20 protein-coding genes and 1 tRNA gene are annotated in these 25,616 nt (G+C 69.3%); 14 read left to right on the top strand and 7 right to left on the bottom strand.

Annotation, left to right across the window (positions count from 1 at the left end):
- Window positions 1-74: 74 nt before the first annotated feature.
- Window positions 75-665, top strand: a complete 591-nt coding sequence (locus AC1DMQ_RS08115; RefSeq protein ID WP_477033041.1) for a glutathione S-transferase family protein — start codon at window positions 75-77, stop codon at window positions 663-665.
- Between the two features lie 52 nt (window positions 666-717).
- On the opposite strand, the gene AC1DMQ_RS08110 is transcribed toward AC1DMQ_RS08115, so the two are convergent.
- A complete protein-coding gene (locus tag AC1DMQ_RS08110; protein WP_477033040.1) occupies window positions 718-1,443 on the bottom strand; it encodes a hypothetical protein in 726 nt (241 codons plus the stop codon).
- Between the two features lie 126 nt (window positions 1,444-1,569).
- Here AC1DMQ_RS08110 and AC1DMQ_RS08105 point away from each other — a divergent pair.
- From AC1DMQ_RS08105 to AC1DMQ_RS08070, 8 genes are all read left to right on the top strand, one after another.
- Window positions 1,570-1,644: transfer RNA gene (locus tag AC1DMQ_RS08105), tRNA-Lys, on the top strand.
- Between the two features lie 259 nt (window positions 1,645-1,903).
- Window positions 1,904-2,545, top strand: a complete 642-nt coding sequence (locus AC1DMQ_RS08100; protein ID WP_477033039.1) for a DUF4129 domain-containing protein — start codon at window positions 1,904-1,906, stop codon at window positions 2,543-2,545.
- Window positions 2,542-3,840: a hypothetical protein gene (locus tag AC1DMQ_RS08095; protein ID WP_477033038.1), complete on the top strand. Its 1,299-nt coding sequence runs from the start codon at window positions 2,542-2,544 to the stop codon at window positions 3,838-3,840. The genes AC1DMQ_RS08100 and AC1DMQ_RS08095 overlap by 4 nt, the downstream gene beginning before the upstream one ends.
- A complete protein-coding gene (locus AC1DMQ_RS08090) occupies window positions 3,827-4,783 on the top strand; it encodes an AAA family ATPase (RefSeq protein ID WP_477033037.1) in 957 nt (318 codons plus the stop codon). The genes AC1DMQ_RS08095 and AC1DMQ_RS08090 overlap by 14 nt, the downstream gene beginning before the upstream one ends.
- 35 nt (window positions 4,784-4,818) lie before the next feature.
- Window positions 4,819-6,135, top strand: coding sequence for a DUF58 domain-containing protein (locus AC1DMQ_RS08085; RefSeq protein ID WP_477033036.1), 1,317 nt, complete (start codon window positions 4,819-4,821; stop codon window positions 6,133-6,135).
- On the top strand, window positions 6,135-7,130 hold the full coding sequence (locus tag AC1DMQ_RS08080) for a stage II sporulation protein M (RefSeq protein ID WP_477033035.1): 996 nt from the start codon (window positions 6,135-6,137) through the stop codon (window positions 7,128-7,130). Before AC1DMQ_RS08085 ends, AC1DMQ_RS08080 begins: the two co-directional genes overlap by 1 nt.
- Window positions 7,130-8,041 carry an RDD family protein gene (locus tag AC1DMQ_RS08075; protein ID WP_477033034.1) on the top strand — a complete coding sequence of 304 codons (912 nt, stop codon included), beginning with the start codon at window positions 7,130-7,132 and terminating at the stop codon, window positions 8,039-8,041. The genes AC1DMQ_RS08080 and AC1DMQ_RS08075 overlap by 1 nt, the downstream gene beginning before the upstream one ends.
- Window positions 8,042-8,144: 103 nt before the next feature.
- Window positions 8,145-9,263, top strand: a complete 1,119-nt coding sequence (locus tag AC1DMQ_RS08070; RefSeq protein WP_477033033.1) for a hypothetical protein — start codon at window positions 8,145-8,147, stop codon at window positions 9,261-9,263.
- Window positions 9,264-9,292: 29 nt separating this feature from the next.
- On the opposite strand, the gene AC1DMQ_RS08065 is transcribed toward AC1DMQ_RS08070, so the two are convergent.
- Together AC1DMQ_RS08065 and AC1DMQ_RS08060 are read right to left on the bottom strand one after the other, a co-directional pair.
- Window positions 9,293-10,045 carry a hypothetical protein gene (locus AC1DMQ_RS08065; RefSeq protein ID WP_477033032.1) on the bottom strand — a complete coding sequence of 251 codons (753 nt, stop codon included), beginning with the start codon at window positions 10,043-10,045 and terminating at the stop codon, window positions 9,293-9,295.
- A 2-nt stretch (window positions 10,046-10,047) separates the two neighbouring features.
- Entirely contained in the window at window positions 10,048-10,848 is an 801-nt protein-coding gene (locus AC1DMQ_RS08060; protein WP_477033031.1) for a DUF7847 domain-containing protein, read from the bottom strand.
- A gap of 880 nt (window positions 10,849-11,728) precedes the next feature.
- Between AC1DMQ_RS08060 and cysT the strand changes: the two genes are divergently transcribed.
- The 3 genes from cysT to AC1DMQ_RS08045 are packed head-to-tail and all read left to right on the top strand — an operon-like array spanning window position 11,729 to window position 14,501.
- Window positions 11,729-12,601, top strand: coding sequence for a sulfate ABC transporter permease subunit CysT (gene cysT, locus AC1DMQ_RS08055; RefSeq protein WP_477033083.1), 873 nt, complete (start codon window positions 11,729-11,731; stop codon window positions 12,599-12,601).
- Window positions 12,598-13,461 (top strand): sulfate ABC transporter permease subunit CysW, encoded by an 864-nt coding sequence (gene cysW / locus AC1DMQ_RS08050; RefSeq protein WP_477033082.1) that lies wholly within the window; start codon window positions 12,598-12,600, stop codon window positions 13,459-13,461. Before cysT ends, cysW begins: the two co-directional genes overlap by 4 nt.
- A gap of 20 nt (window positions 13,462-13,481) precedes the next feature.
- Window positions 13,482-14,501 (top strand): sulfate/molybdate ABC transporter ATP-binding protein, encoded by a 1,020-nt coding sequence (locus AC1DMQ_RS08045; protein ID WP_477033030.1) that lies wholly within the window; start codon window positions 13,482-13,484, stop codon window positions 14,499-14,501.
- On the opposite strand, the gene AC1DMQ_RS08040 is transcribed toward AC1DMQ_RS08045, so the two are convergent.
- From AC1DMQ_RS08040 to AC1DMQ_RS08025, 4 genes are all read right to left on the bottom strand, one after another.
- Window positions 14,502-15,668, bottom strand: a complete 1,167-nt coding sequence (locus AC1DMQ_RS08040; protein ID WP_477033029.1) for a DUF418 domain-containing protein — start codon at window positions 15,666-15,668, stop codon at window positions 14,502-14,504.
- Between the two features lie 62 nt (window positions 15,669-15,730).
- Window positions 15,731-16,714, bottom strand: a complete 984-nt coding sequence (locus AC1DMQ_RS08035) for a transglutaminase family protein (RefSeq protein WP_477033028.1) — start codon at window positions 16,712-16,714, stop codon at window positions 15,731-15,733.
- Between the two features lie 24 nt (window positions 16,715-16,738).
- The gene (locus AC1DMQ_RS08030) at window positions 16,739-17,674 is read right to left on the bottom strand and encodes an alpha-E domain-containing protein (RefSeq protein WP_477033027.1); all 936 of its coding nucleotides are present in this window, start codon (window positions 17,672-17,674) and stop codon (window positions 16,739-16,741) included.
- Window positions 17,671-19,194 (bottom strand): circularly permuted type 2 ATP-grasp protein, encoded by a 1,524-nt coding sequence (locus AC1DMQ_RS08025; protein ID WP_477033026.1) that lies wholly within the window; start codon window positions 19,192-19,194, stop codon window positions 17,671-17,673. The genes AC1DMQ_RS08030 and AC1DMQ_RS08025 overlap by 4 nt, the downstream gene beginning before the upstream one ends.
- Before the next feature lie 283 nt (window positions 19,195-19,477).
- On the opposite strand from AC1DMQ_RS08025, the gene AC1DMQ_RS08020 reads away from it, so the two are divergent.
- Together AC1DMQ_RS08020 and AC1DMQ_RS08015 are read left to right on the top strand one after the other, a co-directional pair.
- Window positions 19,478-21,238, top strand: coding sequence for an autotransporter assembly complex protein TamA (locus AC1DMQ_RS08020; protein ID WP_477033025.1), 1,761 nt, complete (start codon window positions 19,478-19,480; stop codon window positions 21,236-21,238).
- Window positions 21,235-25,425: a translocation/assembly module TamB domain-containing protein gene (locus tag AC1DMQ_RS08015; RefSeq protein ID WP_477033024.1), complete on the top strand. Its 4,191-nt coding sequence runs from the start codon at window positions 21,235-21,237 to the stop codon at window positions 25,423-25,425. Before AC1DMQ_RS08020 ends, AC1DMQ_RS08015 begins: the two co-directional genes overlap by 4 nt.
- Window positions 25,426-25,616 lie beyond the last annotated feature (191 nt).

Raw genomic sequence — 25,616 nt, 5'->3', positions numbered from 1 at the left:
GTGGAAGCGCCGTGCAACGGCGGGCAGAGGTCGAAGGCTCGCTTGGCCCCGCCGCCAGACTGGAGATTGATCCGATGAAACTGTTCTTCGCGCCCGAATTCAGCAGCCTCGCCGACCACATCTCGCTGCTGGAGGCCGGGCTTCAGGTCGAGATCGCCGAGGTGGACCTGGAGACGAAACGATTAAGCGACGGGGGCGCCTATCTCGACGTCAATCCGAAGGGACAGGTGCTCGCCCTGATGTTCGATGACGGCCAGGTGCTGACCGAGAATGCGGCGATCCTGGCCTGGGTCGCGGACCGGGCTCCGCATCTCGCCCCAGCGGGCGATCTCGGCCGCTACCGGCTGCTGGAGATGCTGAGCTTCATCGCCAGCGAGATTCACAAGCGGTTTCCGATCTATTTTTCGCTTTCCGAAGACGCGCGGACGCCGATCGCCGAAGACATCGTCCGCTGGTTCGCCTTCGTCGCGCCGGGTCTTGGGCGCGGCTACCTGTTTGGAGAAACGTTCAGCGTGGCGGACGCCTATCTGTTCGTCATGGCGCGCGGAGCGCTCCAGCTGGACTTCGCCTTGGGCGAGGAGTTTGAAGACTACGTCGCGCGCATCGAAGCGCGTCCCGCCGTGCAGGCGGCTCTGAGGCGCGAGGGCGTGTCCCCGAAGACCTAGCCAAGGCCGGGGCGGGCGACACGCGCCCGCCTTCCGCTTTGGATAGGAGCCGTTACCAGAACTTGTAGATCGGCTTCTTCTTCTTGGTCGGAGGCGGAGCGGGCTCGGCGGACGGCGTGTCCACTGGCGCGGCGCCGGCTTCCGATGTCTCGACCACCGGGGTCTCCGCCACCGGTTCATCCTTCATCCACGGGAAGCGCTTCTCGACCACCGGCGCGGCCGGCTTGGCCAGGTGCTGGGGCGTGGCCGGCGGATTGCAGCCGCGCGCCTCGCCCAGGCCCTTCAGATAGGCGCGGCGGATCGCGCCCGAGGCCACGGCGTGCTGCACCAGCTTGTCGTGCTTTTCGGCGCCGCTGAGCTTGCGGACCCAGCCGCGCATCGGGATCAGGTCCTGGGCGGCGCTGGCCATGGCGCCGAAGGCGGCCGAGCCGGCCATGCGTTTGCTGCGGTCCAGCAAGTCCTCGTTGTCCTCCGGCGGGCGGCGGTCGACATCCTCGCCCAGGGCCAGGTCCAGCGGCGCGACCAGCATGATCAGGGTCTCGCAGGTGATCTTCTTGCCGGGCGGCCGGGCATAGGGATCGGCCATGGCCTCCAGCAGGACCGGGGGGATCTTGGTGCGCACCAGGTTCATGTCACGCAACGGGGCCTGGGCCGCGCCGGCGATGCCGTCCTTGTTGGCGTCGGAGGTGGACTGGATCTTCTGCGGCGGGGGCTCCGACTTGGACGCGCAGGCGGCCAACAGGGGAACGGCGACGGCGAGAAGCAGCAGACTGCGCATAGCGTCAGCCTAACGCGCGAAAGGCGCGTTCGTCATCTCCCTCTCGGTGCGAAAGCGCGCTTGCGACGCGAGCGCCCCCCGACTATGGTCCGCGCCGCTTCCACCGGCCTCCCGCCGTGTCGATGCGGGCCGGTAGCTCAGTGGTAGAGCATTCGACTTTTAATCGAATGGTCCTGGGTTCGAATCCCAGCCGGCCCACCAATCCTCCCGTTGAAATGATTGACTAAAATCACCGCTTCGGCGGCGCTCTCCAGTGATGGGGAAGTCGCCGGTCGAGCGCGGCGCGGCGCGTTGGGCGGCCCTCAACGGCGCGTGCGCGGCGTCTTTTCCGGACGAATCGATTTTCGCAAATCGACGCGAGATGATCGTCGGCGTTCGGTTGAAGGCGACACCGAAAGTTGAATCGTCTAGCAGTATCGACGGGGCAGTCGGGAGTAGGCGTTTGAGGGCGGGGGCTGGTGTGGATCGCAACGCGGCGTCGCCGGGTTTCGACGGCGCGTCGGACGCTTTCGCGCGCGCCCATGGCGCCCTGTTGCGCGGCAAGGACCTGCAGTTCGAACCGACCGCCGCGCCCAAGCCGCCGAACGTCCCAGACTGGCTGCTGGCGATCGGCAAGGTCCTGGCCGACATCGCGCCCTTTCTGGCCTACGTGTTCTGGGGCTGCCTGATCCTGGGCGCGGCGCTGATCCTGTATTTCCTGCTGCGCGAACTGATCACCACCCGCTGGCCTTCGCTGAAGCCGAACAGGGGTCCCGTCCTGGACGACGAGGTCTGGCGGCCCAGCGCCGCCAAGGCCCGCACCCTGCTGGAGGACGCCGACCGGCTGGCCGCGGCCGGCCGCTTCGCCGAGGCCGTGCACCTGATCCTGTTCCGCAGCATCGAGGACATCGAGGGCAAGCGCCCGGACCTGATCAAGCCCGCCCTGACCAGCCGCGACATCGCCCAGTTGGACGGCGTGCCCGAGCGGCTGCGCCGCACCTTCAGCGAGATCGCCCGGGTGGTGGAGCGCAGCTTCTTCGGCGGCCGGTCCGTCGGCGCCGAGGAATTCGCCGCCTGCCGCAAGGCCTATGAGGGCTTCGCCTTCGCCGAGGCGTGGCGATGAGCGCGGTGGAGACCACGACGGCGACGCAGCCGCTGCGCGACGGCGACGGCCGCCTGTTCTCGCCCAAGGTCGTGCTGGGCATGATCGTGGCCGGGGTGTTCGCCTTCTCGGCCTTCGTCGTGCTCTCGACCTACGCACCGGACCTGCAGTCGGGCGACAACGGCCGGGCCCATGCGCTGTCGAAGTCGGCGATCGGCTATGGCGGCATGGTGCGCCTGCTGCGCGGGTTGAACGAGCCGGTGATCGTCAGCCGTCGGGACCTGAGCGGCGACGAGCCGGCCCTGATCATCTTCGCGCCGGAATCGAACGTCTCGCGGGACGCCTACGTCAAGGCGGCCAAGCTGTCGTCGAGCACCCTGGTGGTGCTGCCCAAGTGGACGGGCGGACTGGATCCGCGCCATCCGGGCTGGGTCGGCGGCCTGAAGCCCGTCCGCCCCGTGGACCTGGCCGGCCTGCTCAAGGCCGTCGGCATCGCCAAGGCCTCGACCACGATCGACAAGGGCGCCGCGCCGCAGCGGCTGTTCGGCGCGCCGGGCAGCGTGGCCGAAGGGCTGGTGTTCGAGACCGGGCCCATCAAGAACCTGCAGACCCTGTCCGGTCCCGGCCTGACGCCGGTGCTGACCGACGGCAAGGGCCGGATGGTCCTGGCCCGCCGCATGCCGACCGAGACCTATTTCCTGGCCGAGCCGGACCTCCTGAACACCATGGGGCTGAAGGATATCCGCACGGCCAAGGCCGGGGTTGGCGTCGTGCGGTTGCTGCGCGACGACGCGATCGGACGCGACACCGACACCAGCGCCATCGCCTTCGACGTCACCCTCAACGGCTTCGCCCGCTCACGCAACGTGCTGAAACTGGCCTTCGAGGCGCCGTTCGTCGGGGCCACCCTGTGCCTGGTGGCCGCCGCCCTGCTGATGGGCCTGCACGCCGCCGCGCGGTTCCGGGCGGTGCGGCGCGGCGAGCGGGCCCTGGCCCTGGGCAAGGACGCCCTGATCGACAATTCCGCCGGCCTGATCCGCATGGCCAGGCGCGAGCCGGCCCTGGCCCCGCGCTACGCCGAGCTGCAGCGCGCCGCCGCGACCAAGGCCCTGGGGGGCCTACGGGCCGGAGGCTCGCGTCTGGAGGGCCAGGCCCTGACCGATTTCCTGGACCGCCAGGGCGAGCGCTTCGGCGCGGCCGACAGCGCCTCGAGCCTGGATGAAGAAACCCGAACGGTCCGTTCGTTGGGCGACCTGATGAAGGTCGCCGCAAAATGGCATCAGTGGAGACTGGAGATGACCCGTGAACGTCGCTGAGGTGCAGGCGCTCGCCGGCAGAATCCGTGCGCAGACCGCCAAGGCCGTGATCGGCCAGAACGACACCATCGACCTGATGCTGACGGCCCTGTTCGCCGGCGGCCACGTGCTGCTGGAAGGTCCGCCCGGCACGGCCAAGACCTTCCTGGCCCAGTGCTTCGCCACGGCGGTGAACCTGGAGTTCGGCCGCATCCAGTTCACGCCGGACCTGATGCCCGGCGACATCCTAGGCGCCAACCTGTTCAACTTCCAGACCAGCGCCTTCACCCTGGTGAAGGGGCCGATCTTCTGCGAGTTGCTGCTGGCCGACGAGATCAACCGCACCCCGCCCAAGACCCAGGCGGCGCTGCTGGAAGCCATGCAGGAGCGCAACGTCACCCTGGACGGCGAGCGCCATCCGCTCAGCGACCGCTTCATGGTGGTGGCCACCCAGAACCCGCTGGAGCAGCAGGGCACCTATCCGCTGCCCGAGGCCCAGCTTGACCGCTTCCTGTTCAAGCACGTGCTGGCCTATCCCAGCCTGGCCGAAGAGACCGCGATCGTCGCCAGCCATGGCGGCCGCACCGGCCAGCCTTCGCCCGAAGGGTTCGGCGTCGAGCCGGCCGCAGACGCCAAGACCATCGCCGAGGCCGTTGCGGCCGTGGCGACCGTGCGGCTGACCGACGACATCGTCCGCTACATCGTCGGCGTGGTGCGGGCCACCCGCGAGACCGGTGAGCTGTCGGGCGGGGCCTCGCCGCGCTGCGCGGCCATGCTGGCCGTCGCCGGCCGGGCCCGCGCGGCGCTCGAGGGACGCGACTACGTGATCCCCGACGACGTCAAGGCCCTGGCCCTGCCGGCCCTGCGCCACCGGGTGATCCTGTCGCCCGCCGCCGAGATCGAGGGCCGCAAGGTCGACGACGTGGTGCGCGGCCTGGTCGACCAGGTCGAGGCCCCGCGATGAACCTTGTGACGAACTGGGCGGGCTAGGGGCCGAGCGTGCGGATCTATCCCACGGCGCGAGCGATCTTCCTGATGGTCCTGGGCGCGGTCCTGGCCCTGGCGGCGGCGCTCGTCTCCGCGCGCCTGTGGCTGGTGGGACCCGCCTGGATCGCGCTGGTCGCGGCCCTGCTGTTCATCGACGCCCTGCTGGCGCCCGGCCGGCGCAAGATGCAGCTCAGCCTGACGGCGCCCGGCTCGATGTCCAGCGGCGCGACCAAGCCGGCCCTGCTGCGGGCCTCGTTCCCGCGCGGCGTCGCGCCGTGGAGCGTGGAGTTCGCCGTCGACCTGGACGACCGCCTGACCGCCGAGCCCGCCCATGGCCGGGCCCGCACTCATGAGCGCCAGGCCGGCCTGCCGCTGACCCTGACCGCCGTCCGGCGCGGGGAGGGCAGGGTGCACCGCATCTCGGCCCGTTGGCGTGGCCCGCTGGGCCTGACCTGGAAGCAGCGCGACGACACGCTGGAGCAGGTGATCCCGGTCACCCTGGACATCGCCGCCGTCAAGGAAGAGGCCCTGCGGCTGTTCTCCCGCGACCCGTCGGTGGGCCATCGCCTGCAGCTGGACCTGGGCGGCGGCAGCGACTTCCACGCCCTGACCGACTTCCGCCCCGGCATGAACCGCCGGGCCATCGACTGGAAGCAGTCGGCCCGCCACGGCGCGCTGCTGGCCAAGGAATTCCACGTCGAGCGCAACCACCACATCGTGGCGGCCATCGACACCGGCCGGCTGATGAGCCAGTCGCTGCTGGGCCGGCCGCGCCTGGACCACGCGCTGAACGCCACCCTGCTGCTGGCCTATGTGGGCCTGAAGATGGGCGACAAGGTCGGGCTGTTCGGCTTCGACGCCCGGCCCAACGTGTCGAGCGGCGTCACGTCCGGTCCCAACGCCTTCGGCGCGCTGCAGCGCCTGGCCTCGAAGATCGACTACTCGACCGAAGAGACCAACTACACCCTGGGCCTGACCCAGCTGTCGGGCCAGCTGTCGCGGCGCTCGCTGATCGTGGTGTTCACCGACATCGCCGACTCCACCAGCGCCGAGCTGATGCTCGAGAACGTCGGCCGCCTGCTGCGCCAGCACCTGGTGCTGTTCGTGATGATGCGCGACGAGGAGCTGGAGGCGATCGAGCGCAAGGCGCCGCAGACCGCCGACGACGTCTCGCGCGCCGTGGTCGCCGCTTCGCTGCTGCGCGAACGCGACGTGGTGGTGACCCGCCTGCGCCGCATGGGCGTGGAGATCGTCGAGGCGCCGGCCGACCAGGTCGGGCCGGCCCTGCTGGCGAGCTATCTGGACCTCAAGCGACGGGACCTGCTCTGATGGCCGAACTTCAGCTGAAGAGCTACCGGTTCCGCGCCGAGCGCGAGGACGACTGGCGGCGTCTGGAGAGGCTGCTGACCAAGGTCGGCAAGGGCTCGGCCAAGGCGCTGAGCGACGAGGAGCTGCTGGCCATGCCGGTGCTCTACCGCCAGGCGCTGTCGTCGCTGTCGGTGGCGCGCGCCACCTCGCTGGACCAGGGGCTGGTCGACTATCTGGAGAGCCTCAGCACCCGGGCCTATTTCCTGGTCTACGGCACGCGGTCGAACCTGGTCGAGCGGGTGGGCGGCTTCTTCGCCCGGGCCTGGCCCGAGGCGGCCAAGGCGCTGTGGCGCGAGACCCTGGTCAGCTTCCTGCTGACCCTGATCGGCGTGCTGGCCGCCTATTTCCTGACCCTGCACGACCCCGACTGGTTCAGCGCCTTCGTGCCGGACAGCCTGGCCAATGGGCGCGGCCCGACGGCGTCTGTCGAGTCGATGCGGGCGACCCTCTACGACACGGGCGGGCACAAGGGCCTGTCGGTGTTCGCCGCCTTCCTGTTCACCCACAATTCCGGCGTGGCGCTCTTCGCCTTCGCGCTGGGCTTCGCCTTCTGCCTGCCGACGGCCCTGCTGATGGGCTACAACGGCGCGATGCTGGGGGCCTTCCTGGCGGCGTTCGCCATGCGCGGCCTGGGTTTCGAGGCCGGCGGCTGGCTGGCGATCCACGGGGTCACCGAGCTTTCGGCCGTGATCCTGGCCGGCGCCGCGGGCCTGCGGATCGGCTGGACCCTGGCCTTCCCCGGCGACCTCAGCCGTCCGGCCGCCATGGCCCAGGCGGGCCGGCAGTCGGCCACCCTGATGGCCGGGGTCGTGGTCATGCTGTTCTGCGCGGGCATCCTGGAAGGCGTCGGGCGGCAGGTGATCCAGAACGACCTGGTGCGCTACGGCATCGGACTGACCACCCTGGTCGCCTGGCCGGCCTATCTGTACCTGCCTCGCCGCCGGAGCGCCGCGTGATGGCGCTGGGCCGAAAGAAGAAGGCCAAGGCCGCGGCGGCGACGATCGCGAACCCGGCGCTTCACGACGACGCCCGCGCCCGGTCGCTGGTCACGCCGGAGGGCGTCGACCTGAAGCTGCGCCTGGGCGACGCGGGCGAGCGGGCTTCCGCCCTGATGATCGACCTGGCGATCATGCTGGGCGTGCTGATCGCCTTCTCGCTGTTGGCCCTGCTGGCCATGATCGGGTCGAAGGGCAAGGGCTGGGAGCTGATCGGCACGGCGGGGCTGCTGGTGTTCTTCGTGCTGCGGAACCTCTATTTCGTGCTGTTCGAGCTGACCCCCGGAGCGGCCACGCCGGGCAAGCGGGCCATGGGCCTGCGGGTGGCGGCGCGCAACGGCGGCCGCCTGACCGCCGACGCCATCTTCGCCCGCAACGCCATGCGCGAGATCGAGCTGTACCTGCCGCTCAGCTTCCTGGTCTCCAACGGCGACCAGGTGGGGGCGTGGATCAGCCTGGCGGGCCTGGTGTGGTGCGGCGTCTTCGTGCTGTTCCCGCTGTTCAACCGCGACCGCCTGCGGGTGGGCGACCTGGTGGCCGGGACCTGGGTGGTCAAGGCGCCGGCCCGCAAGCTGGCGCCCGACTTGGTGCAGACCTCGCGGCCGTCGGTCGGACGCTTCAAGTTCACCATGGCCCAGCTCGACGCCTACGGGGTCAAGGAGCTGCATGTGCTGGAAGACGTGCTGCGCCGCTACGAGATCAAGACCATCGCCCTGGTCGCCGCCCGCATCCGCCTGAAGATCGGCTGGCAGGCCGCGCCCCACGAGTCGGACGGCGACTTCCTGGCGGCCTACTACGCCGCCCTGCGCGGCCGCCTGGAGTCGCGCCTGCTGCTGGGCAAGCGCCGCAAGGACAAGCACGACAAGAGCTAACGGGCGCCGACACAGGATCGCAACGCGAACGTTGCGGTAGAGGAATTTTATGACACAATCTGACGTAGCGCCTCATCGGGCGCCGACGTCAGGGGCGGGCGGCATGGATTTCCGTTGGGTTCAGATCGCCAACCGGGTGTTGCTGGGCTTCGTCTGGTTCATCTGCGTTCCAGCGATCTTCGCCTTCTTCTACACCGTCATCGAGACCCAGTCGGCGGCGCGGGTGGCGGTCGGCGAGAGCTCGCGCTTGGCGCCTTTCACGATCAGTCGGCTGGCCGATCGCCTGAACGCCCTGGAGACCGAGATCGCCCGGGCCAGCGCCGAACTGACCCTGCTCGACGAGAAGATCAGGGCATCCCAGGAGAAGGTCGACGCCGCCAAGCAGAAGAGCACCGCGGCGATCAATTCGGTGTGGATCACGCTCCACAACACCCAGCCGACCTGCGACACGATCGAGAAATGCCTGGACGACATCGTCACCGAGAATGAGGAGCGCGACTGGCCGGAGGGGGCTGAACTCCCCAGGCGGGTCCAGCTGGCCCAGGAGCTTTACGAGGTCTATCGCAGCGCTCTGTTCACCACCAACGACCTGCAGGACAGGAACGGCCACGCGGAAGTCGCGCTCGCCGCCGCCAAGGCCGAGTATCACGGGACCCAGGCCGCCAAGCTCGCGGACCAGCCGGCCCCGACCCTCGGCGGCGCGAGCGCCGACGGCGGCGACGCGGCTGTCGAGGATCCGGCCCCGGACGACGTGGCGACCGAGGACCAGAAGGCCGTCGCCCTCAGCTACAACAAGCAGCGCGCCATCCCGCTGTTCGAGTTCGCCTTCTTCCTGCCGTCGGGCGTGATCGTCGCCAGCTTCACCGGATTGATGGGGGCGATCGGGGCGGCGGTCTATTCGCTGTACGTCGAGCTGGGCGTCCTGGCGGCGCCCAAGGGGCAGCCGGCGTACGACCGGACCTGGATGGCGTTCGCCGTCAGGCCGCTGCTGGGGGCGCTGGCCGGCTTCACGGTCTTCTTCGTCATCTCGGCGGGCGCCAGTTTCCTGATCCAGCCCCAGGCGGCGGAGGCCACCCAGGCGATCAACCAGCTGTCGCCGCCCGCGCTGGCTTCCCTCGGCCTGTTCGCCGGCCTGGCCTCCGAGAACGCGCTAAAATGGCTGATCGAGAAGGCCAACAGCTTCTTCAAGACGCCGGGCGAGGGCGGCGCGGCCCAGGGCTGACCGCCCTCGCGGGCGGCCGGGCCGGGACGCTAGGCGAAGACCTCGGCGAGGCGCTCCGACGGGCCGCCTTCCTTGCTCCAGCGCAGCTCCTGATAGATCGCGACGGCCAGGACCGAGTTGATCAGGCCGACCACGACCTGCAGCGCGGGGCCGGAGACCTGGGTGACCACGCTGATGTCCAGGGCCTTGGTTATCAGGCCGAGAAGCCAGGAGGCGCCCCCTCCGATGACGCCGGTCGCGACCCACAGGCTGAAGATCGGGCCCTTGGCGTTTCCGGTCAGGCTGTTGCTGCGGCGGATCGAGTCCATCACGCCCAGGCGCTCGATCACCATGACGGGCGTCACCACGATCCAGGCGAGGGACAGGATGATCCCCGGAATGACCAGCAGGATGAAGCCGGCGAGGATCCCCAGGCTGGTGACGACGCCCAGCGTCGCCAGGGCGAGATAGTCGCTCGGGCCGCCGAAGGCCGCCTCGCCGGAATAGGCGCGCGAACCGCCATGATCGCCCGCGATGCGGCGCGCGATCACCGCCTGGAGGGCGACCAGGCCGAGCATCGACGCCAATGCGGTCGCGGCCAGCAGAAGCCATGCGGTCGGCGAGGCGAAGGCGTTATCGGCGCGGAAGGCGTGGTTGCTGACATAGGTCATCGCGGCGTCGGGCAAGCCGGCGAAGACGACGGACCACAGGAGAAGCTTCAGGGGATCGCGCTTCAGGAGTTCCGTGGCGCGCTTGACGGCGCGGCCGGTATTGAAGCGGGGTTGGGTTGCGTCGATGGCCATGATCAGTCGAACACCGAGGCCAGGGCTTCCGGACCGACGCCTTCGCGCGAGCCGCGCAGCTCGGAATAGAGCACCGCGCCGCCGGCGGTGCTGACCAGCGCGCCCACCGTGGCGATGACGGCCGAGGCGACCACGTGGATGAGCGAGTTTGTGCTGACGAGGACGCTGGTCGTGTCCGTCGTTGGGGCCGCCAGAGGCGTGAACGGCCCGGCGGCGACCACGACCAGCGCGCTGAGCATCCAGTTGGCGATCGCATAGAGCACGAACAGGCCGAAGATCGGCCAGCGGCGGCCGCGGGTCAGGTCGCCGCTGCGCCGCAGCGCGTCGAAGACGCCGATCTTCTCGACCACCTTGGACGGAACCGCCACCGACCACATGACCATCAGGATGAAGCCCGGGACGATCAGCAGCACGAAACCGACCGCGAATCCCAGGGCCATCAGGATGGCCAGGCCGATCAGCGGCAGGCAGTTGCGAAGGCCGACCTTCAGGCTGTCGCCGAGCGCGACGCGCCGGCCGTTCAGGTCGGTCACCGTGGCGTGGACGATCGCGGCCTGCAGGACGAAGGCGGCGACCAGCATGATCAGGCCGCCCACGACCGATCCGCCGACCACCCGGGGCTCGAACGTCGTCTGTCCGGCGAGGAAGCGCATCTGGACCAGGCCCACCAGCAGGTTGGGCAGGCCGCCCAGCAGCAGGGCCAGCAGGGTGAAAGGAACGAAGTTGCGGCCGATGACCTCGAAGGTCCCGGAAATCACCCGGCCCATCTCGAAGCGGCGCGAACCCGTGGTCGTGTCGGTCATGTCTGAAGTTCCCCCAAAGCTACTGGCCCTGTTCGACCATGCGGTGAACGGGGTGTCCATCGGTGGAGCTTCTATCCCCGCTGTCTTGGAAATTAAGCTCAATAAAATCAGTGGCCTGTAGGAAAACGCACGTTTCCGATCCTTGAGCTTCCAGGCTGGCGGATAATGCTTGCACCTGAAGGCACGGGGAGGGCGCACGTACGGCGACCGATGCGGCTTTCGGGGGTGGTCGAGTGGGAAGCGTTTGTCGGTTGCCTTGAATGGCGGCCTTCGCGACGGTCCTGGGCAGGTTCCTTGCAACACAGGACGAAACCCAGGCGGCGAGGGATCGGCGGACGTGGCAGGCATGGGCTGAAATCGCTCATGCGGTCCAGGACGCGCCAACGTCCTGCCCGTCGGGGGCCTCCATCGGAGCGGGTTAAGAATCCGCGATCCGAAGGCTTCCGGATAACGGCCGCGCGAAGCGTCTGACTTCGTCGAAACGGTATTCATATCAAAGCTCATCCGGGCGAGGCCCGGGCGCTTCGCACCCTTCCCATCAAGCTCACAGCTGAGGCGTGAGATCACACCCGCTGCGCGGTCTGTCCGCCCCCATAGGGGGCGGAGGACGTGCGCACGCGCCGGCGGCGGTTCCTCTTCCCCCCGTGGGGGAAGACGACCGCGAAGCGGTCCGTAGGGGGCAAGTGATCGCCGCACGGCTTTGGCCATCACAGTTTTTCTGGCCGCCCCCCTCGACGAACTCAATTGACCCGACCGGCCGTGTAGGGATTTAAGCCGCACCAGCTTCACCACGCCCTTCGCCCAATTCGCGGCTTGGCGCGTTCTTGTTTTCATGGCTCCGTTGCGGGGCCCGACGCGGATGCTGGACGACGATCACCCGATGACCGCCGAGACGATTCCCGCACCCGCTCCGACACGCGCCCCACGACGCCCGCTATTCCGTCGCCGCTCGGCGATCCCGGGCTTCGGCCTGACCCTGGGCGTGACCCTGACGATCCTGTCGCTGATCGTGCTGATCCCGCTGTCGGCCGTGGCGATCAAGGCTTCGGATCTGTCGCCGGCCCAGTTCGTCGCCGCGGCCTTTTCCGAACGCGCCATGGCGGCCTACCGCCTGACATTCGGCGCGGCCTTCGTGGCGGCGGTGATCAACGGGGTGTTCGGCGTGCTGACCACCTGGGCGCTGGTCCGCTACGAGTTTCCGGGCAAGGCCATCGTCAACGCCCTGGTCGACCTGCCGTTCGCCCTGCCGACGGCCGTGGCCGGCATCGCCCTGGCCACCCTCTACGCGCCCAATGGCTGGGTCGGGCAGTACCTGACGCCGCTGGGGATCAAGGCCGCCTACAACCCGATCGGCGTCACCATCGCCCTGATCTTCATCGGCCTGCCGTTCGTGGTCCGCACCCTGGAGCCGGTGATGCGTGACCTGTCGGCCGACGTCGAGGAAGCCGCGGCCAGCCTCGGCGCGGACCGGATCGCCACCATCGCCCGGATCATCCTGCCGGCCCTGGGCCCCGCGTGGCTGACCGGCTTCGCCCTGGCCTTCGCCCGGGGCGTCGGCGAGTACGGCTCGGTGATCTTCATCGCCGGCAACATGCCCTACAAGTCCGAGATCGCGCCGCTGCTGATCATCATCCAGCTGGAGCAGTTCGAATACGCCAACGCCGCGGCCATCGCCCTGGTCATGCTGGGCGTCTCGTTCCTGATGCTGCTGGTCATCAACGCCATCCAGGCCTGGTCGCGGAGGTTCGTCTGATGGCCGCTCCGACCAAGGCGCAATTCCGCCACCCGACCGACGATCCTTTGTGGGCCAAGGTCGTGATCATCGGCCTGGTCCTGACCTTCCTGGGCCTGGTGCTGATCCTGCCCCTGGCGGCGGTGTTCGCCGAGGCCCTGCGCAAGGGCCTGCAGCCCGCGCTCGACGCGATCACGACGCCTGACGCCTGGGCCGCGATCAAGCTGACCCTGATCACCGCCGGGATCACCGTGCCGTTCAACGCCCTGTTCGGCCTGTGCGCCGCCTGGGCGATCGCCAAGCATGAGTTTCCCGGCAAGCCGCTGCTGATCACCCTGATCGACCTGCCGTTCTCGGTCTCGCCGGTCGTCGCGGGCCTGATCTACGTGCTGGTCTTCGGCCTGCAGGGCTGGTTCGGCGAGCGCCTGATCGACCACGACATCAAGATCATCTTCGCCATTCCCGGCATCGTGCTGGCGACGATCTTCGTGACCTTCCCGTTCATCGCCCGCGAGCTGATCCCGCTGATGCAGGAGCAGGGCGTGTCGGAGGAGGAGGCGGCCGTCTCGATGGGGGCCTCGGGCCTCTACACCTTCTGGCGGGTGACCGCGCCCAACGTGCGCTGGGGCCTGCTGTACGGCGTGCTGCTGTGCAACGCCCGGGCCATGGGCGAGTTCGGCGCCGTCTCGGTGGTGAGCGGCCACATCCGCGGCCTGACCAACACCATGCCGCTGCACGTCGAGATTCTGTACAACGAATACGACTTCGTCGCCGCCTTCGCCGTCGCCGCCTTGCTCTGCCTGCTGGCGATCGTGACCCTGGTGCTCAAGAGCGTGCTCGAGATCGCCCAACCCGACGTCAAGCGCGGCGGCGGACACTAGATTCGGAACGAACGAACCCCATGACCATCTCCATCCGTTCCGTCGAAAAGAAGTTCGGGCGCTATCCGGCCCTGAACCACGTCGATCTGGAGATCGCCGACGGCGAGCTCGTGGCGCTGCTGGGTCCGTCGGGCTCGGGCAAGACGACGCTGCTGCGCACGATCGCCGGCCTGGAGTTCCCCGACGCCGGCCAAGTGCTGTTCGAGGGCGAGGACGTGACCTTCGCCTCGGCCGCCGCGCGCCGCGTCGGCTTCGTGTTCCAGCAATACGCGCTGTTCAAGCACATGACCGTGGCCCGCAACATCGCGTTCGGCCTGGACGTCCGCAAAGGCGCCGACAAGCCGCCGAAGGCCGAGATCGCCCGTCGGGTCGAGGAACTGCTGAAGCTGGTCGAGCTGGACGGCCTGGGCAAGCGCTACCCCTCGCAGCTGTCGGGCGGCCAGCGCCAGCGCGTGGCCCTGTCGCGGGCTCTCGCCGTGCAGCCCAGCGTGCTGCTGCTGGACGAGCCGTTCGGCGCCCTGGACGCCACCGTCCGCAAGTCGCTGCGCAAGGAGCTGCGCCGCGTGCACGACGCCACCGGCGTCACCACCATCTTCGTCACCCACGACCAGGAAGAGGCCCTGGGCCTCGCCGACCGCGTGGCCATCCTCAACGCCGGCCGCATCGAGCAGATCGGCACGCCGGACGAGGTGCACGACAATCCCGCCACGCCGTTTGTCTGCGGCTTCGTCGGCGAGGCCAACCGTTTCGAGGGCACGGTCTCGGGCGGGCGCTTCACCTCGGGCGCGGTGTCGTTCTCGGCCAACGGCGTCGCCGACGGCCCGGCCGTTGGCTTCGTGCGGCCGCACGACTTCGCGCTGGACGACGGCGGTTTCGAGGTCAAGGTCGCCCGAGCCCATGTGCAGGGCGCCCTGACCGCCGTGTCGGCCACCAGCGCCGACGGCCGCCATATCGAGATCAGCGCCTCGCGCGCCGAGGCCGCCAGGTTCGCCGGGACGATCAAGATCGCGGCCCGCAAGAGCCACGTCTATCCGCTCTAGCTAGGCCGGCCTGCGCCGGAACGGGATGTCGAACGACAGCCGCGTTCCGCACCGCCACAGCCACTCCAGCGGGCCGTAGTGGAAGGCCTTGAACCAGGCCGCGGCCAGCAGCAGCTGCGCCGCCACCGCGACGAGGCCGATCGAGAGGGCGAGGGCAGGGGTCATCCGCGCGTAGAGGCCCAGGCCTAGCGGATAGAACAGCGGGATGAAGACCAGCGACTGGCCGACATAGAGGCTCAGCGTCATCCGCCCCACCGGGACCAGGGCGCTCAGCACCCGCTCGCCGCCGATCCGCCAGAGCTGGACGAAGATCAGCACCGACGCGGCCATGCACGACAGGTCGAACCAGCCGCCCGCCAGCATGTTGGTCCAGAACGCCGGGCCGCTGTCATGGCCGGTCGTCCGGGTCTTCAGCACGTGGCAGAGGGCGGCGAACAGCACGACCGCGACCAGGGCGATCGTCCGACCCCCACGGAAGCGTCCGGGATCGGCGAAGAAGCCGATCCGGCCCAGCACCAGTCCGATCAGGAACAGGCCCAGCACCTGCACACAGCGGCCGGTCTCGATGAAGAACCACCACTTGTTGACCTGGCCGTCCCAGAGGTTGGCCCGGAACACCTGGCCGATGTCGCCGGCCAGATAGACCGCCATGGCGGGGTCGGAGAAGAAGTGCGGCTTGGCCAGGGCCCAAGGCGCGCCGAGGCCGCCCGCCGCGATCCACAGCAGGATGTAGGGCTGCAGGAAGCAGAACGTGGCCACGGTCAGCAGGACGCGGTTGGACCGGACCTTGTCGAACGGGATCAGGACGAAGCCGGCCAGGGCCAGCACGATGATGATGTCGCCTCGATAGACCAGGCCGTGCAGCACGCCGATCACCGCCAGCAGGGTCAGGCGCCAGGCGAACCGGCCCGCGAACGGCTGACCCCGCCGCGCGGCGCCGTCCATCATCACGAAGAAGCTGAAGCCGAAGCACAGCGCCAGCAGCGAGAAGGTCTTGCCCATGAACAGGGTGAAGACCGCCGTGGTCACCGGGTTCCGGACCGGATCGGACCAGTAGAGCTCGAAATATTCCAGCATGTGGACCAGGAACAGGCCCATCAGGGCGTAGCCCCGCAAGGCGTCCACGATGGCCAGGCGCGGCGACGCCCCGTTCGGTTCTTCTGACATCCGCGCCCTCCCCAGGTTGTCGCTTTGTTAGCGCTAACCTAGGGTGCGTCGCGGCGGGAGGTCTACTGCTGCTGCTGGCGCTGCTGCTGTTCGCGGATGGCGTCGGCGCTGGCCCGGCGGCGGTTGGCCGAACCGAACGGCGCCGAGGGGCGGGGCAGGCGCAGGAATTCCGGCTCGGCCACCGCCGCTCGGGCCCGTCGCACCGAGACGCCGACGGCCAGGTGGCTCTCGGAGTCGCCCTTGTAGACGCCGCGCGACGGGGTGACGTCGCTGTAGTCCCGGCCCACGGCGACGGCCACGTGACGCTCGCCGGTCATGACGTTGTTGGTCGGATCGAAGCCTACCCAGCGGTAGCTGGGCAGGAACACCTCGACCCAGGCGTGGGTGGCGTCGGGGTCGGAGCGATCGCCGGCCTCGCGGTCGGTGAACAGATAGCCTGAGACGTAGCGCGCCGGGATGCCCCACGCCCGGCAGACCGCCAGCATGATGTGGGCGAAGTCCTGGCAGACCCCGCGGCCGGCGCTCAGCGCCAGGTCGATCGGGCTGTCGGCGTCGGTGACACCCGGCTGGTACTCGAACGCCTTGTAGATCGTGTCGCACAGGGCCTGGACCGCCGAGTACGGATCGCGGCGGCGCAGGGCGTCGATGTCGTGCTCGGTGATGAAGGTCTCCAGGGCGGGCGTCACCTGGACGAAGCCGTGTGGCTGAAGGTAGTCGAAGCATTCGCCCTTCACGAAGGCGCTCTTCAGCCGCTCCCACTCGCCCATGTCCAGCGGCTGGGGCCATTCGTGCACTGGCTCGGTCTCGACGGCCGAGCGGGCGATGATGGTCAGGCCGTCGTGCGGCTGGGGCACGTCGAAATGGTAGACGGCGTTGCCGAAGCTGTCGGCGTAGGAGAACACCTGGGCGGCCGGCTCGATGTCCAGTTCGAAGCTGACCAGCCGCTGGCGCGCGCCCTTCTGGGGCTGCATCCACAGCTCCATCAGGCTTTCGCGGACGGGCCGCTCGTAATGGTACTGGGTGACGTGGCGAATCTCGAGCAACACGGGCGGTATTCCTAAGCGTCGTCCCTAGGCGGGGAGGCGCATTTCCAGGGGATAGGCGACGAAAGTCTCGTAGATCGCCAGGTGGATGCGGGCGCATTCGTTGGCCACGGTGGTCAGCAGTTCGCCAGCGCCCTGGCTTTCCAGCTCGCCGACGTCGGCGAACTCCAGCCGGGCCTTCAGCCGGCCGGCCAGCCGTTCCGGCGCCGCGCGGCCGGTGGCCTCGACGTGGCGGGCCAGCTCGCTGAGGTGCTTCTCGATCTGGCTGGTGGCGAAGCGGATCGAGCGCGGGAAGTCCTCGTCGAAGACCATGAACTCCAGGATGTGCCGCGGCTCGATCTCGGCGGTGTAGACCCGCAGGTAGGGCTCCAGCGCGCAGCCCATCCGCAGCAGGCTGACCAGGGCCAGGTGGTCGTTGACCTTGGGACTGTCCTCGGCGAAGCAGGCCTCCAGCAGGCTGGCGATCAGCTGGGCGCGTTCCAGATACATGCCCACCATCATGAACCGCCAGCTCTCGCCGTGGCTCATGGTGGTGTCGGCCGCGCCCTTGAACAGGTGCACGTCGGCGATGATGTCGTGCAGGAACGTCACCGAATTGTCGGCGAACTCGCGGCCGGCGTTGCGGTCGGTGACCTTCAGGTACAGCAGGTTCAACCGCTCCCAGGTCTCGGTCGTGATCTGGTCGCGAACCTGGCGGGCGTTCTCCCGGGCCCGCGACAGCGACGAGACGACCGAGTTGGGATCGGAGCGATCAAGCACCAAACCCCTGGCCGCCTCGAAGGCGCCGGCGCTGAGCTCGGTCTCGCCGACCGCCGACAGGGCGATGCGCACGGCCTCGGCCCCGGTGTCGGTCTGGTCGAGGGTGGCGTTCAGCATCACCGTCGACAGCCGCGACAGGTGCTCGGCGCGTTCGATGTAGCGGCCCAGCCAGTAGAGGCTGTCAGCCACGCGGGCGAGCATCATTGGCCGACTCCCTTTTCGTGGCCATTGCCGTTGTGGCCGTTCTCCTCGGCCAGCACCCAGGTGTCCTTGCTGCCGCCGCCCTGGCTCGAATTGACCACCAGCGAGCCGCGCTTCAGGGCCACGCGGGTCAGGGCGCCGGGCGTGACGACCGTCTTCTCGCCCGACAGGATGAAGGGCCGCAGGTCGACGTGGCGCGGCTCGATGCGGCCGTCGACCAGGCAGGGCGCGGTCGACAGCTGGATCGTCGGTTGGGCGATGTAGTTGGCCGGATCGGCCTTCAGGGCGTCGGCGAACTCGGACCGCTCCTTGGCCGAGGCGTGAGGCCCCACCAGCATGCCGTAGCCGCCCGAGGCGCCGACGGCCTTGACCACCAGCTTGTCGAGGTTGTCGAGCACGTGGCTCAACTGGGCCGGCTCGCGGCACAGGAAGGTCTCGATGTTGGGCAGGATCGGGTCCTCGCCGAGATAGTAGCGGATGATGTCGGGCACGAAGGCGTAGACGGCCTTGTCGTCGGCGACGCCGGTGCCCGGCGCGTTGCACATCACCACGTTGCCGGCCCGATAGGCGTTGAACAGCCCGGCCGCGCCCAGCGACGAATCGCGGCGGAAGGTGAGAGGGTCGATGAAGTCGTCGTCCACCCGGCGGTAGATCACGTCGACGCGGCGCAGGCCCGTGGTGGTGCGCATGTAGACCATGTTGTCATGGACCACGAGGTCGCGGCCCTCGACCAGCGGCACGCCCATCAGCCGCGCCAGATAGGCGTGCTCGTAATAGGCCGAATTGTAGACGCCGGGGGTCAGCACCACGACCTGCGGGTTCGGCCGCCAGTCGGCGCTCATGCTCTTCAGCGTGGCCAGCAGCAGATCGGGATAGCGCTCGACCGGCCGCACGCCGGCTTCGCGATAGGCCCCTGGGAAGGTCCGCTTGGAGGCGTCGCGGTTGGCCAGCATGTAGGACACGCCGGACGGCACCCGCAGATTGTCCTCCAGCACGGCGAACTCGCCGTCCTGGCCGCGGATCAGGTCGCTGCCGCAGACATTGGCGTAGGCCTTGTGCGGCACGTAGAGGTTCTGCATCTCGCGGCGGTACGAGGGCGCGCCCAGCACCAGCTCGCGCGGCACCACCCCGTCCATCAGGATCTGCTGCTCGCCGTAGATGTCGGCCAGGAACATGTTCAACGCCTGCAGGCGCTGGGTCAGGCCGGCCTCGATCTTGGCCCATTCCTGGGCCGGCAGGATGCGGGGGAACAGGTCGGTCGGGATGATCCGCTCGGTGGCGCTGTCGGCGCCGTAGACGGTGAAGGTGATGCCCTGCAGCAGGAACGAACGCTCGAGCATCCGCTGCCTGTCCGCCAGTTCGCTGGCGCCCAGCGAGGAGATTCGGGTCTGCAGCGCCGCATAGTGGGCGCGCACGTCGCCGCCCTGGGCGATCATCTCGTCATACGCGACGCCGGGCAGGTACGCGGCCCCCGTCATAGGCAAGGTGGGAGTATCGTCGATGTCCTGGATTTTCGCCGCCACGCCCGTGTCCACTTTGTCCACCCTGCGCGCCGCATTGAGGGGGCGCGTCCCGATCCAGCCTAGAACGCGCGAAGGCCAGAAGCGGTGCTTTTCGTGTCGCGATGACGGGATGCGGGGGGCTGCCTAAGTTTTGGGCGCCCTTCTGGTGCGCGTGGGGTCATGGCCCGGAACTGTTCTAGTACATTTCACCGCGTGACAGTCGGCGGGGGGGCGACTACAGGGGTTCGGGGGCGCTCCGCGCGGGGACTTGGAAGGCTTGGTGCGTAAGAGATTTGCCCTTGGTGTGACCACCGCGGCCCTGTTGGCCGCGGGCCACGCCAATGCGGCCGAGCCCGCGGCCAGCATCACCGGCGTCGAGGACAAGGCGCTGCGCGAAGCGATCCAGCGCGCCATGATCGAAGCCAAGGCGCCGCCCCGCAGCCGTTCGGAGGCCCGACGCCGGGCCCGGGACGCCGGCGACGACGCCGTCGCCGTGCTGCGCTCGGAAGGCTACTACGCCTATGTCGTCGAGCCGGACGTCTCCGAAGCCGATCCGCCGCGCGCGATTCTCAAGATCAACCCCGGTCCGGTCTTCGTGATCGCCGACCCCAAGCTGGCCTGGAGCGGGGCCGAGCCGGACGAAGGCGTCGTCAAGCGGGCCGAAAGCGTCATCCGCCTGGTGCCGGGCGCCCCGGGCCGCGCCGTCGACGTGCTGGCGGCCGAGGGGCGAGTCGTCTCCCAGGTGCAGCAGCTGGGCTATGCCGACGCCGCGGCCGAGCCGCGCGAGGTGGTCGTCGACCACGCCGACCACACCGTGCGCCCCACTTTCCACATCGCGGCGGGCGAGCTGACCCATGTCGACGGGATCCAGGTTGTGACGCAGGGGCGATCGAACCCCGCCTGGATCAAGCATCTGGCGCCGTGGAGCTCGGGCGACATCTACGAGCCTGACGACATCGCCGAACTGGAGCGCCGGCTGCGCGACACCGGCGTCTACGACACGGTGTCGGTCTCGCTGGCCCCCAAGGAGAAGGCGCTGCCCGACGGCTTGCGCCCCGTGGTCGTGACCCTGTCCGACCGCAAGGCCAGGACGGTGGAGCTGGCCGCGAACTATTCGAGCATCGACGGGCCGGGCGCGGACGCAAAGTGGATCCACTACAATCGTTTCCATCGGGCCGACACCACGACCCTGACGGCGCGACTATCCAGGCTGGACAGCCGTCTTGAAGCCGAACTGGCCCTGCCGCATTGGCGACGCAGCCAGCAAACCCTGAAGCTCAACACCGCCGTCTTTCGCGAAGACACCGACGCCTATGTGGAAACCGGCGCCCATATCGGCGCGGACCTGACCCGAAAGCTGCAAACGACCGTCTATCGCACCTACGGCGTCTCGCTGGACCTGACGCAGGTCGACTCGCCCACCACGGTCAACGGCGTCACCACCGACGTCGAGCAGAACTTCGCCACCTTCACCCTGCTGGGCGCGCAAGCCTGGGACAAGTCCGACAACATCCTGGACCCGACCAAGGGTTGGCGGCTGGACGCGCGGGCCGAACCCACCGCCATCACCGGCGACCTGACCATGGCTTTCCTGAAGGTCCAGGCGCAGACCACGGCCTATCTGCCGTTCGGCGAAGGCAGGCGCACCGTGCTGGCGGGCCGGTTCAAGGCCGGTCAGATCCTGGGCGGCACCATGCCCGAGGTGCCGGCCTCCAACCGCTTCTACGCCGGCGGCGGCGGCTCTGTGCGGGGCTATTCCTATCAGGCCATCGGTCCGCGCATCGACAACACCACCACGCCGCAGGGCGGCCTGTCGCTGCTGGAGAGCTCGCTGGAGCTGCGTCACAAGTTCACCGACCGATGGGGCGGGGTGGCCTTCATCGACGCCGGCGGCGTGGGCGTCGACAAGTGGCCCAACGGCGATGATTTCGGCGTGGGCGTCGGGGTCGGCGTGCGCTACGACCTGGGCTTCGGACCGATCCGGGCCGACATCGCCATGCCGATCAGCAAGCGCGAGGGCGATCCGTCATTCCAGGTCTATATCAGCATCGGGCAGGCCTTTTGACCGACGCCGAAAAACCATCTGGCGGGCCGCCGCCCGAAGACATCCCGGAAGTCGTCGCCGAGACGGCGACCAAGGTCGCGCGCAAGATCGGCTGGCCGGGCTTGATCATCATCATTTCGGTGAGCCTGGTGGTGCTGGTCGCCGTGCTGCTGGGCGGCGTGCGCTTCGGGGCCGTCACCCCGCAGGGTCGCGCCTTCCTGGAGGCCCGCACCAGCGGCCTGAAGCTGGGCCGCATGGGCCGCCTGAAGATCGAGGGGCTGAGCGGCGACATCTGGGACGCGTTCGGCGTTCGGCGCCTGACGATCAGCGACGAGAAGGGCGTCTGGCTCGAGGCTTCAGATCTCTACATCGACTGGCGGCCGGCCGAGCTGTTCTACCGCCGCTTCCACGCCGACACGATCTCCGCCCGTCAAGTCGTGGTGCTGCGCCGCCCGACCCTGACCCCCAATGGCAAGTCCAGCGCCGCGCCGCTGTCGGTGGACCTGGATCGTGTCGCCCTGCGCCTGATCACCCGGCCCGAGTTCAGCCGCCAGGCCGGCGATTTCGATCTAAGCGGTGACTACGAATCTCAGAGATTCGGCGGGCTGAAGGGCAATCTGCGGGCGCTCAGCCGACTGCACGCCGGCGATCACCTGAAGCTGGTCTTCGACCTCGGGCGCGACAAGACCCTGCTGCTCGACGCCCAGGCCCAGGAGGCCAACGGCGGGGCCGTGGCCGGGGCGCTGGGCCTGTCGCCCGACCGGCCCTTCGACCTGAACGCCAAGGCCCACGGCACCACCAGCCAGGGCGCCTTCACGATCCTGGCGCGGTCCGGAGACGCGACGCCGCTGAAGGCCGGCGGCGCCTGGACGCCGCAGGGCGGCTCGGCGACTGGTCACATCGATCTGGCGGCCTCGACCCTGACCGACCGCGAGGAGAAGATGTTCGGCGCCGACGCCCGCTTCTCGATCGTCGGCCGTAAGGCCGGGGCGTTCAACGATCTCGACCTGAAGATCGACAGCCAGAATCTCGACCTGACCGCCCATGGCCTGGCCGACCTGGGCAAGCGGATCACCGCGCCCGCCGGCCTGACCTTCTCCGCGAAGATCGGCAATCTGTCCCGCGTCACGCCGCTGCCGACCATGGGGGCCGGCGCCGCGGACGGGGTCTTCCACCTGACCGGCGACGGCTTCCTGGTCGATGGCCGGGTCGACGTCCGTGACCTTTCCTGGCTGGGCTATCGCCTGGCGCGGGCCAAGGGCCCGGCCAGCGTCGGCTGGAAGCGCGGCGAGCTGAGCATCAAGGCCGACGCCACGACCGAGGGCGGCGGCGGGCAGGGGCTGCTGGCGGTCCTCGGCCGCTCGCCCTCGGCCCAGTTCGAGGGGACGCGGTTGAAGGACGGCCGCTTCCTGATCCGCTCGGCCAAGGTCCAGGCCCCGAACCTGACCGTCGTCGCCCAGGGCGAACGCGGGGTGCTGGGCGGCCTGTCCTTCAAGGGGGACGCCAGGGTCGCCTCCCTGGCTCCCATCCGGGTGGGCATGGCCGGACAGGCCACGGCGAAATGGTCTGCCAGCCAGGGCGCGAACAAGCCTTGGATGCTGACCGTCGACGCGCGCGGCGGCAATTTCGCGACGGGTCTGGCGGAGCTGGATCGCCTGCTGGGCAAGACCCCGCGGCTCAATGCGCGGGCGTCGTGGGCCAACGAGCGGCTGTCGGTCGCCGACGCCAAGCTGGATGGCGCGGCCGCCTCGGTGCGGACCTCCGGCGTGTTCGGTCCGGGCACGGCCATGGCGTTCAAGCTGGATTGGACCGCCACGGGGCCGTTCGTCGCCGGTCCGATCGAGGTCGCCGGCAAGGCCAAGGGCACGGGCGCCGTCACCGGAACCCTGGCGGCGCCGAAGGCCGACCTGATCGCGGATTTCGACTCCATCGACGTGCCGCGCCTGCCGCTGAAGGACGCCCATGTGGTGCTGTCCTTCGCCAAGCGTCCGGACGGCGGCGACGGCACGGCCTCTATCGAGGCCGGCAGCCAGTACGGTCCGGCCAAGGCCCGCACGGCCTTCAACTTCGCGACGGGCGGGCTCGAGCTTTCCGACCTGGACGTCGACGCCGGCGGGGCCAAGGCCAAGGGCGCGGTTTCCCTGCGCAGCGGCCGCCCGGCCACGGCGGACCTGACGGTGGCGATCGGCCCCGGCGCCTTCCTGGCCCAGGGCCGGATCAGCGGCACGGCCAAGATCGCCGATGGCGCGGCCGGTCCCACGGCGCAGCTCGACCTGGTCGCCGACGACGTCGTGGGCGGGGCCTGGAAGGTCCGGCACGCGGCGATCAAGGCCGCCGGTCCGACGGCCCGCCTGCCGCTGACCATCGACGCGCGGGGCGAGGCTCCGTCCGGTCGCTGGAAGCTGAACGGCTCGGGCGTGCTGACCCAGGCCGGCGAGGAATACCTGCTGGCGCTGGACGCCGCCGGAGCCATGGCGCGCACCGAGATCAAGACCCGCGAGACCGCCCAGATCCGGTTCGGCGGCCCGCGCACCAACGCCCGTCTGCGGCTGTCGGTCGGCGATGGCGCGGCCGATCTGGACGCCGACGTCGGCGGCGACCTGGCCACGCTTCGCGCGCAATTGACTGGGGTGAGCCTGACGGCGCTCAATCCCGACATGGCCGGCAAGGTCGACGCCCACGTGACGCTCACCGGTTCGGGCCCGACCCTGACCGGCGAGTTCGACGCCAACCTGATCGGGGCCCGCGAGCGCGGCTCTCGCGCCGACCGTTCGCTGAACGCCGAGATCCGCGGCGTGCTGCGCGACAACCAGATGACCATCAACGCCAGCAGCTCCAACAGCCAGGGCCTGCAGGCCAGGGCCGAGGTGACCCTGCCGACCGAAGCCTCGGCCAAGCCGTTCCACCTGGCGATCAATCGCCAGCGTCCGGTCCGCGGCCAGTTCACGGCCCAGGGCGAGATCAAGCCGCTTTGGGACCTGCTGGGCAGCTCCGAGCGCAGCGTGTCGGGCAAGATCGACGCCGAGGGCGAACTGGCCGGCACCCTGGCCGATCCGCGGCTGACCGGCCGCGCCAGCCTGGAGGGCGGCCGGGTCGACGACGGCCAGACCGGCCTCAGCCTGCGCGACGTCATCGTCCGCGTGGCCCTGGCCGACAACGCCATCGACGTCAGCCAGGTGTCGGCCGGCGACGGGCAGGGCGGGACGATGTCGGGCTCGGGCCGGATCAGCCTGGCGCGCGAAGGGCTCGGCAGCTTCAAGCTGGACCTGAAGGGCTTCCGCGTCATCGACAACGAACTGGCCACGGCCACGGCCAGCGGCCAGACCACGGTCAATCGCGGGGCCGACGGCAAGGTCAAGATGGTCGGCGCCCTGACGATCGACCGCGCCGACGTCTCGGCCCAGACCAAGACCCCGGCGGGCGTGGTCTCGCTGGACGTGATCGAGCGCAATCGCCCGGACGAGATGGATCAGGGCATCGAGGTCCGCAAGGTCGCACCCGGCAGCGGCATGCTGCTCGACGTCACTCTGAAGGCCCCCCGCCGGATCTTCGTGCGCGGGCGGGGCCTGGACGTGGAGCTGTCGCTCGACGCCCACGTCGGCGGCTCGACCAACAGCCCGATCCTCGACGGCGAGGCCCGGATGGTGCGCGGCGAATACGACTTCGCCGGCAAGCGCTTCGAGTTCGAGGAGACCGGCACGGTGCGCCTGGCCACCCAGCTGGACCGCATCCGGCTGGACCTGACCGCGGTGCGCGAGGATCCGAGCCTGACCGCCGTGGTCAAGGTGCAGGGCACCGCCGCCAAGCCGGAGATCACGCTGACCTCCAAGCCGGAACTGCCGCAGGACGAGGTGCTGTCGCAGGTGCTGTTCGGTTCGTCGGCCGCCAACCTGACCCCGATCGAGGCCGCGCAGCTGGCCTCGGCCCTGGCGGCCCTGGCGGGCGGCGGCGGCTTCGACGTGATCGGCAACCTGCGCAACCTGGCCGGGCTGGACCGCCTGTCCTTCGCCGACAGCGCCACCGGCATGACCGTGGCCGGCGGCAAGTACGTGACCGACGACGTCTATGTCGAGATCATCGGCGGCGGCCGGGAAGGGTCCTCGGCCCAGGTCGAATGGCGGGTCCGCCGCGCCCTGTCGCTGATCTCCAAGCTCGGCAGCCAGGGCGACGCCCAGCTTTCGGTCCGCTGGAGAAAGGACTACAACTAGCCCGCTTCCGCCCGTTCCGTGCTCCAGGCCGGAAACGGCGGCGGGAAGCATGCAGTGACAGATCCGGATTCCGCTCCTGGCCTCGACCCGGATCGGTTCCCATTCGGAGCAAGGCTGTTGCGCGGGCTACCGGTTTCCTTGAGCGAGGAAGCACGAATTGCCCGCGGCCCTTGGTTTAGTTTGAACTGAGG

Source organism: Caulobacter sp. 05L422, assembly GCF_056397765.1.
This window is presented reverse-complemented; position numbering and strand designations above follow the sequence as displayed.

Bases quoted from the DNA above. Each gene is read 5' to 3' on its own strand.
- AC1DMQ_RS08115 (WP_477033041.1), top strand. From the start codon at position 75: ATGAAACTGTTCTTCGCGCCCGAATTCAGCAGCCTCGCCGACCACATC.
- AC1DMQ_RS08110 (WP_477033040.1), bottom strand. From the start codon at position 1,443: ATGCGCAGTCTGCTGCTTCTCGCCGTCGCCGTTCCCCTGTTGGCCGCC.
- AC1DMQ_RS08095 (WP_477033038.1), top strand. From the start codon at position 2,542: ATGAGCGCGGTGGAGACCACGACGGCGACGCAGCCGCTGCGCGACGGC.
- AC1DMQ_RS08080 (WP_477033035.1), top strand. From the start codon at position 6,135: ATGGCCGAACTTCAGCTGAAGAGCTACCGGTTCCGCGCCGAGCGCGAG.
- AC1DMQ_RS08075 (WP_477033034.1), top strand. From the start codon at position 7,130: ATGGCGCTGGGCCGAAAGAAGAAGGCCAAGGCCGCGGCGGCGACGATC.
- AC1DMQ_RS08070 (WP_477033033.1), top strand. From the start codon at position 8,145: ATGGATTTCCGTTGGGTTCAGATCGCCAACCGGGTGTTGCTGGGCTTC.
- AC1DMQ_RS08065 (WP_477033032.1), bottom strand. From the start codon at position 10,045: ATGGCCATCGACGCAACCCAACCCCGCTTCAATACCGGCCGCGCCGTC.
- AC1DMQ_RS08060 (WP_477033031.1), bottom strand. From the start codon at position 10,848: ATGACCGACACGACCACGGGTTCGCGCCGCTTCGAGATGGGCCGGGTG.
- cysT (WP_477033083.1), top strand. From the start codon at position 11,729: ATGACCGCCGAGACGATTCCCGCACCCGCTCCGACACGCGCCCCACGA.
- AC1DMQ_RS08045 (WP_477033030.1), top strand. From the start codon at position 13,482: ATGACCATCTCCATCCGTTCCGTCGAAAAGAAGTTCGGGCGCTATCCG.
- AC1DMQ_RS08040 (WP_477033029.1), bottom strand. From the start codon at position 15,668: ATGTCAGAAGAACCGAACGGGGCGTCGCCGCGCCTGGCCATCGTGGAC.
- AC1DMQ_RS08030 (WP_477033027.1), bottom strand. From the start codon at position 17,674: ATGATGCTCGCCCGCGTGGCTGACAGCCTCTACTGGCTGGGCCGCTAC.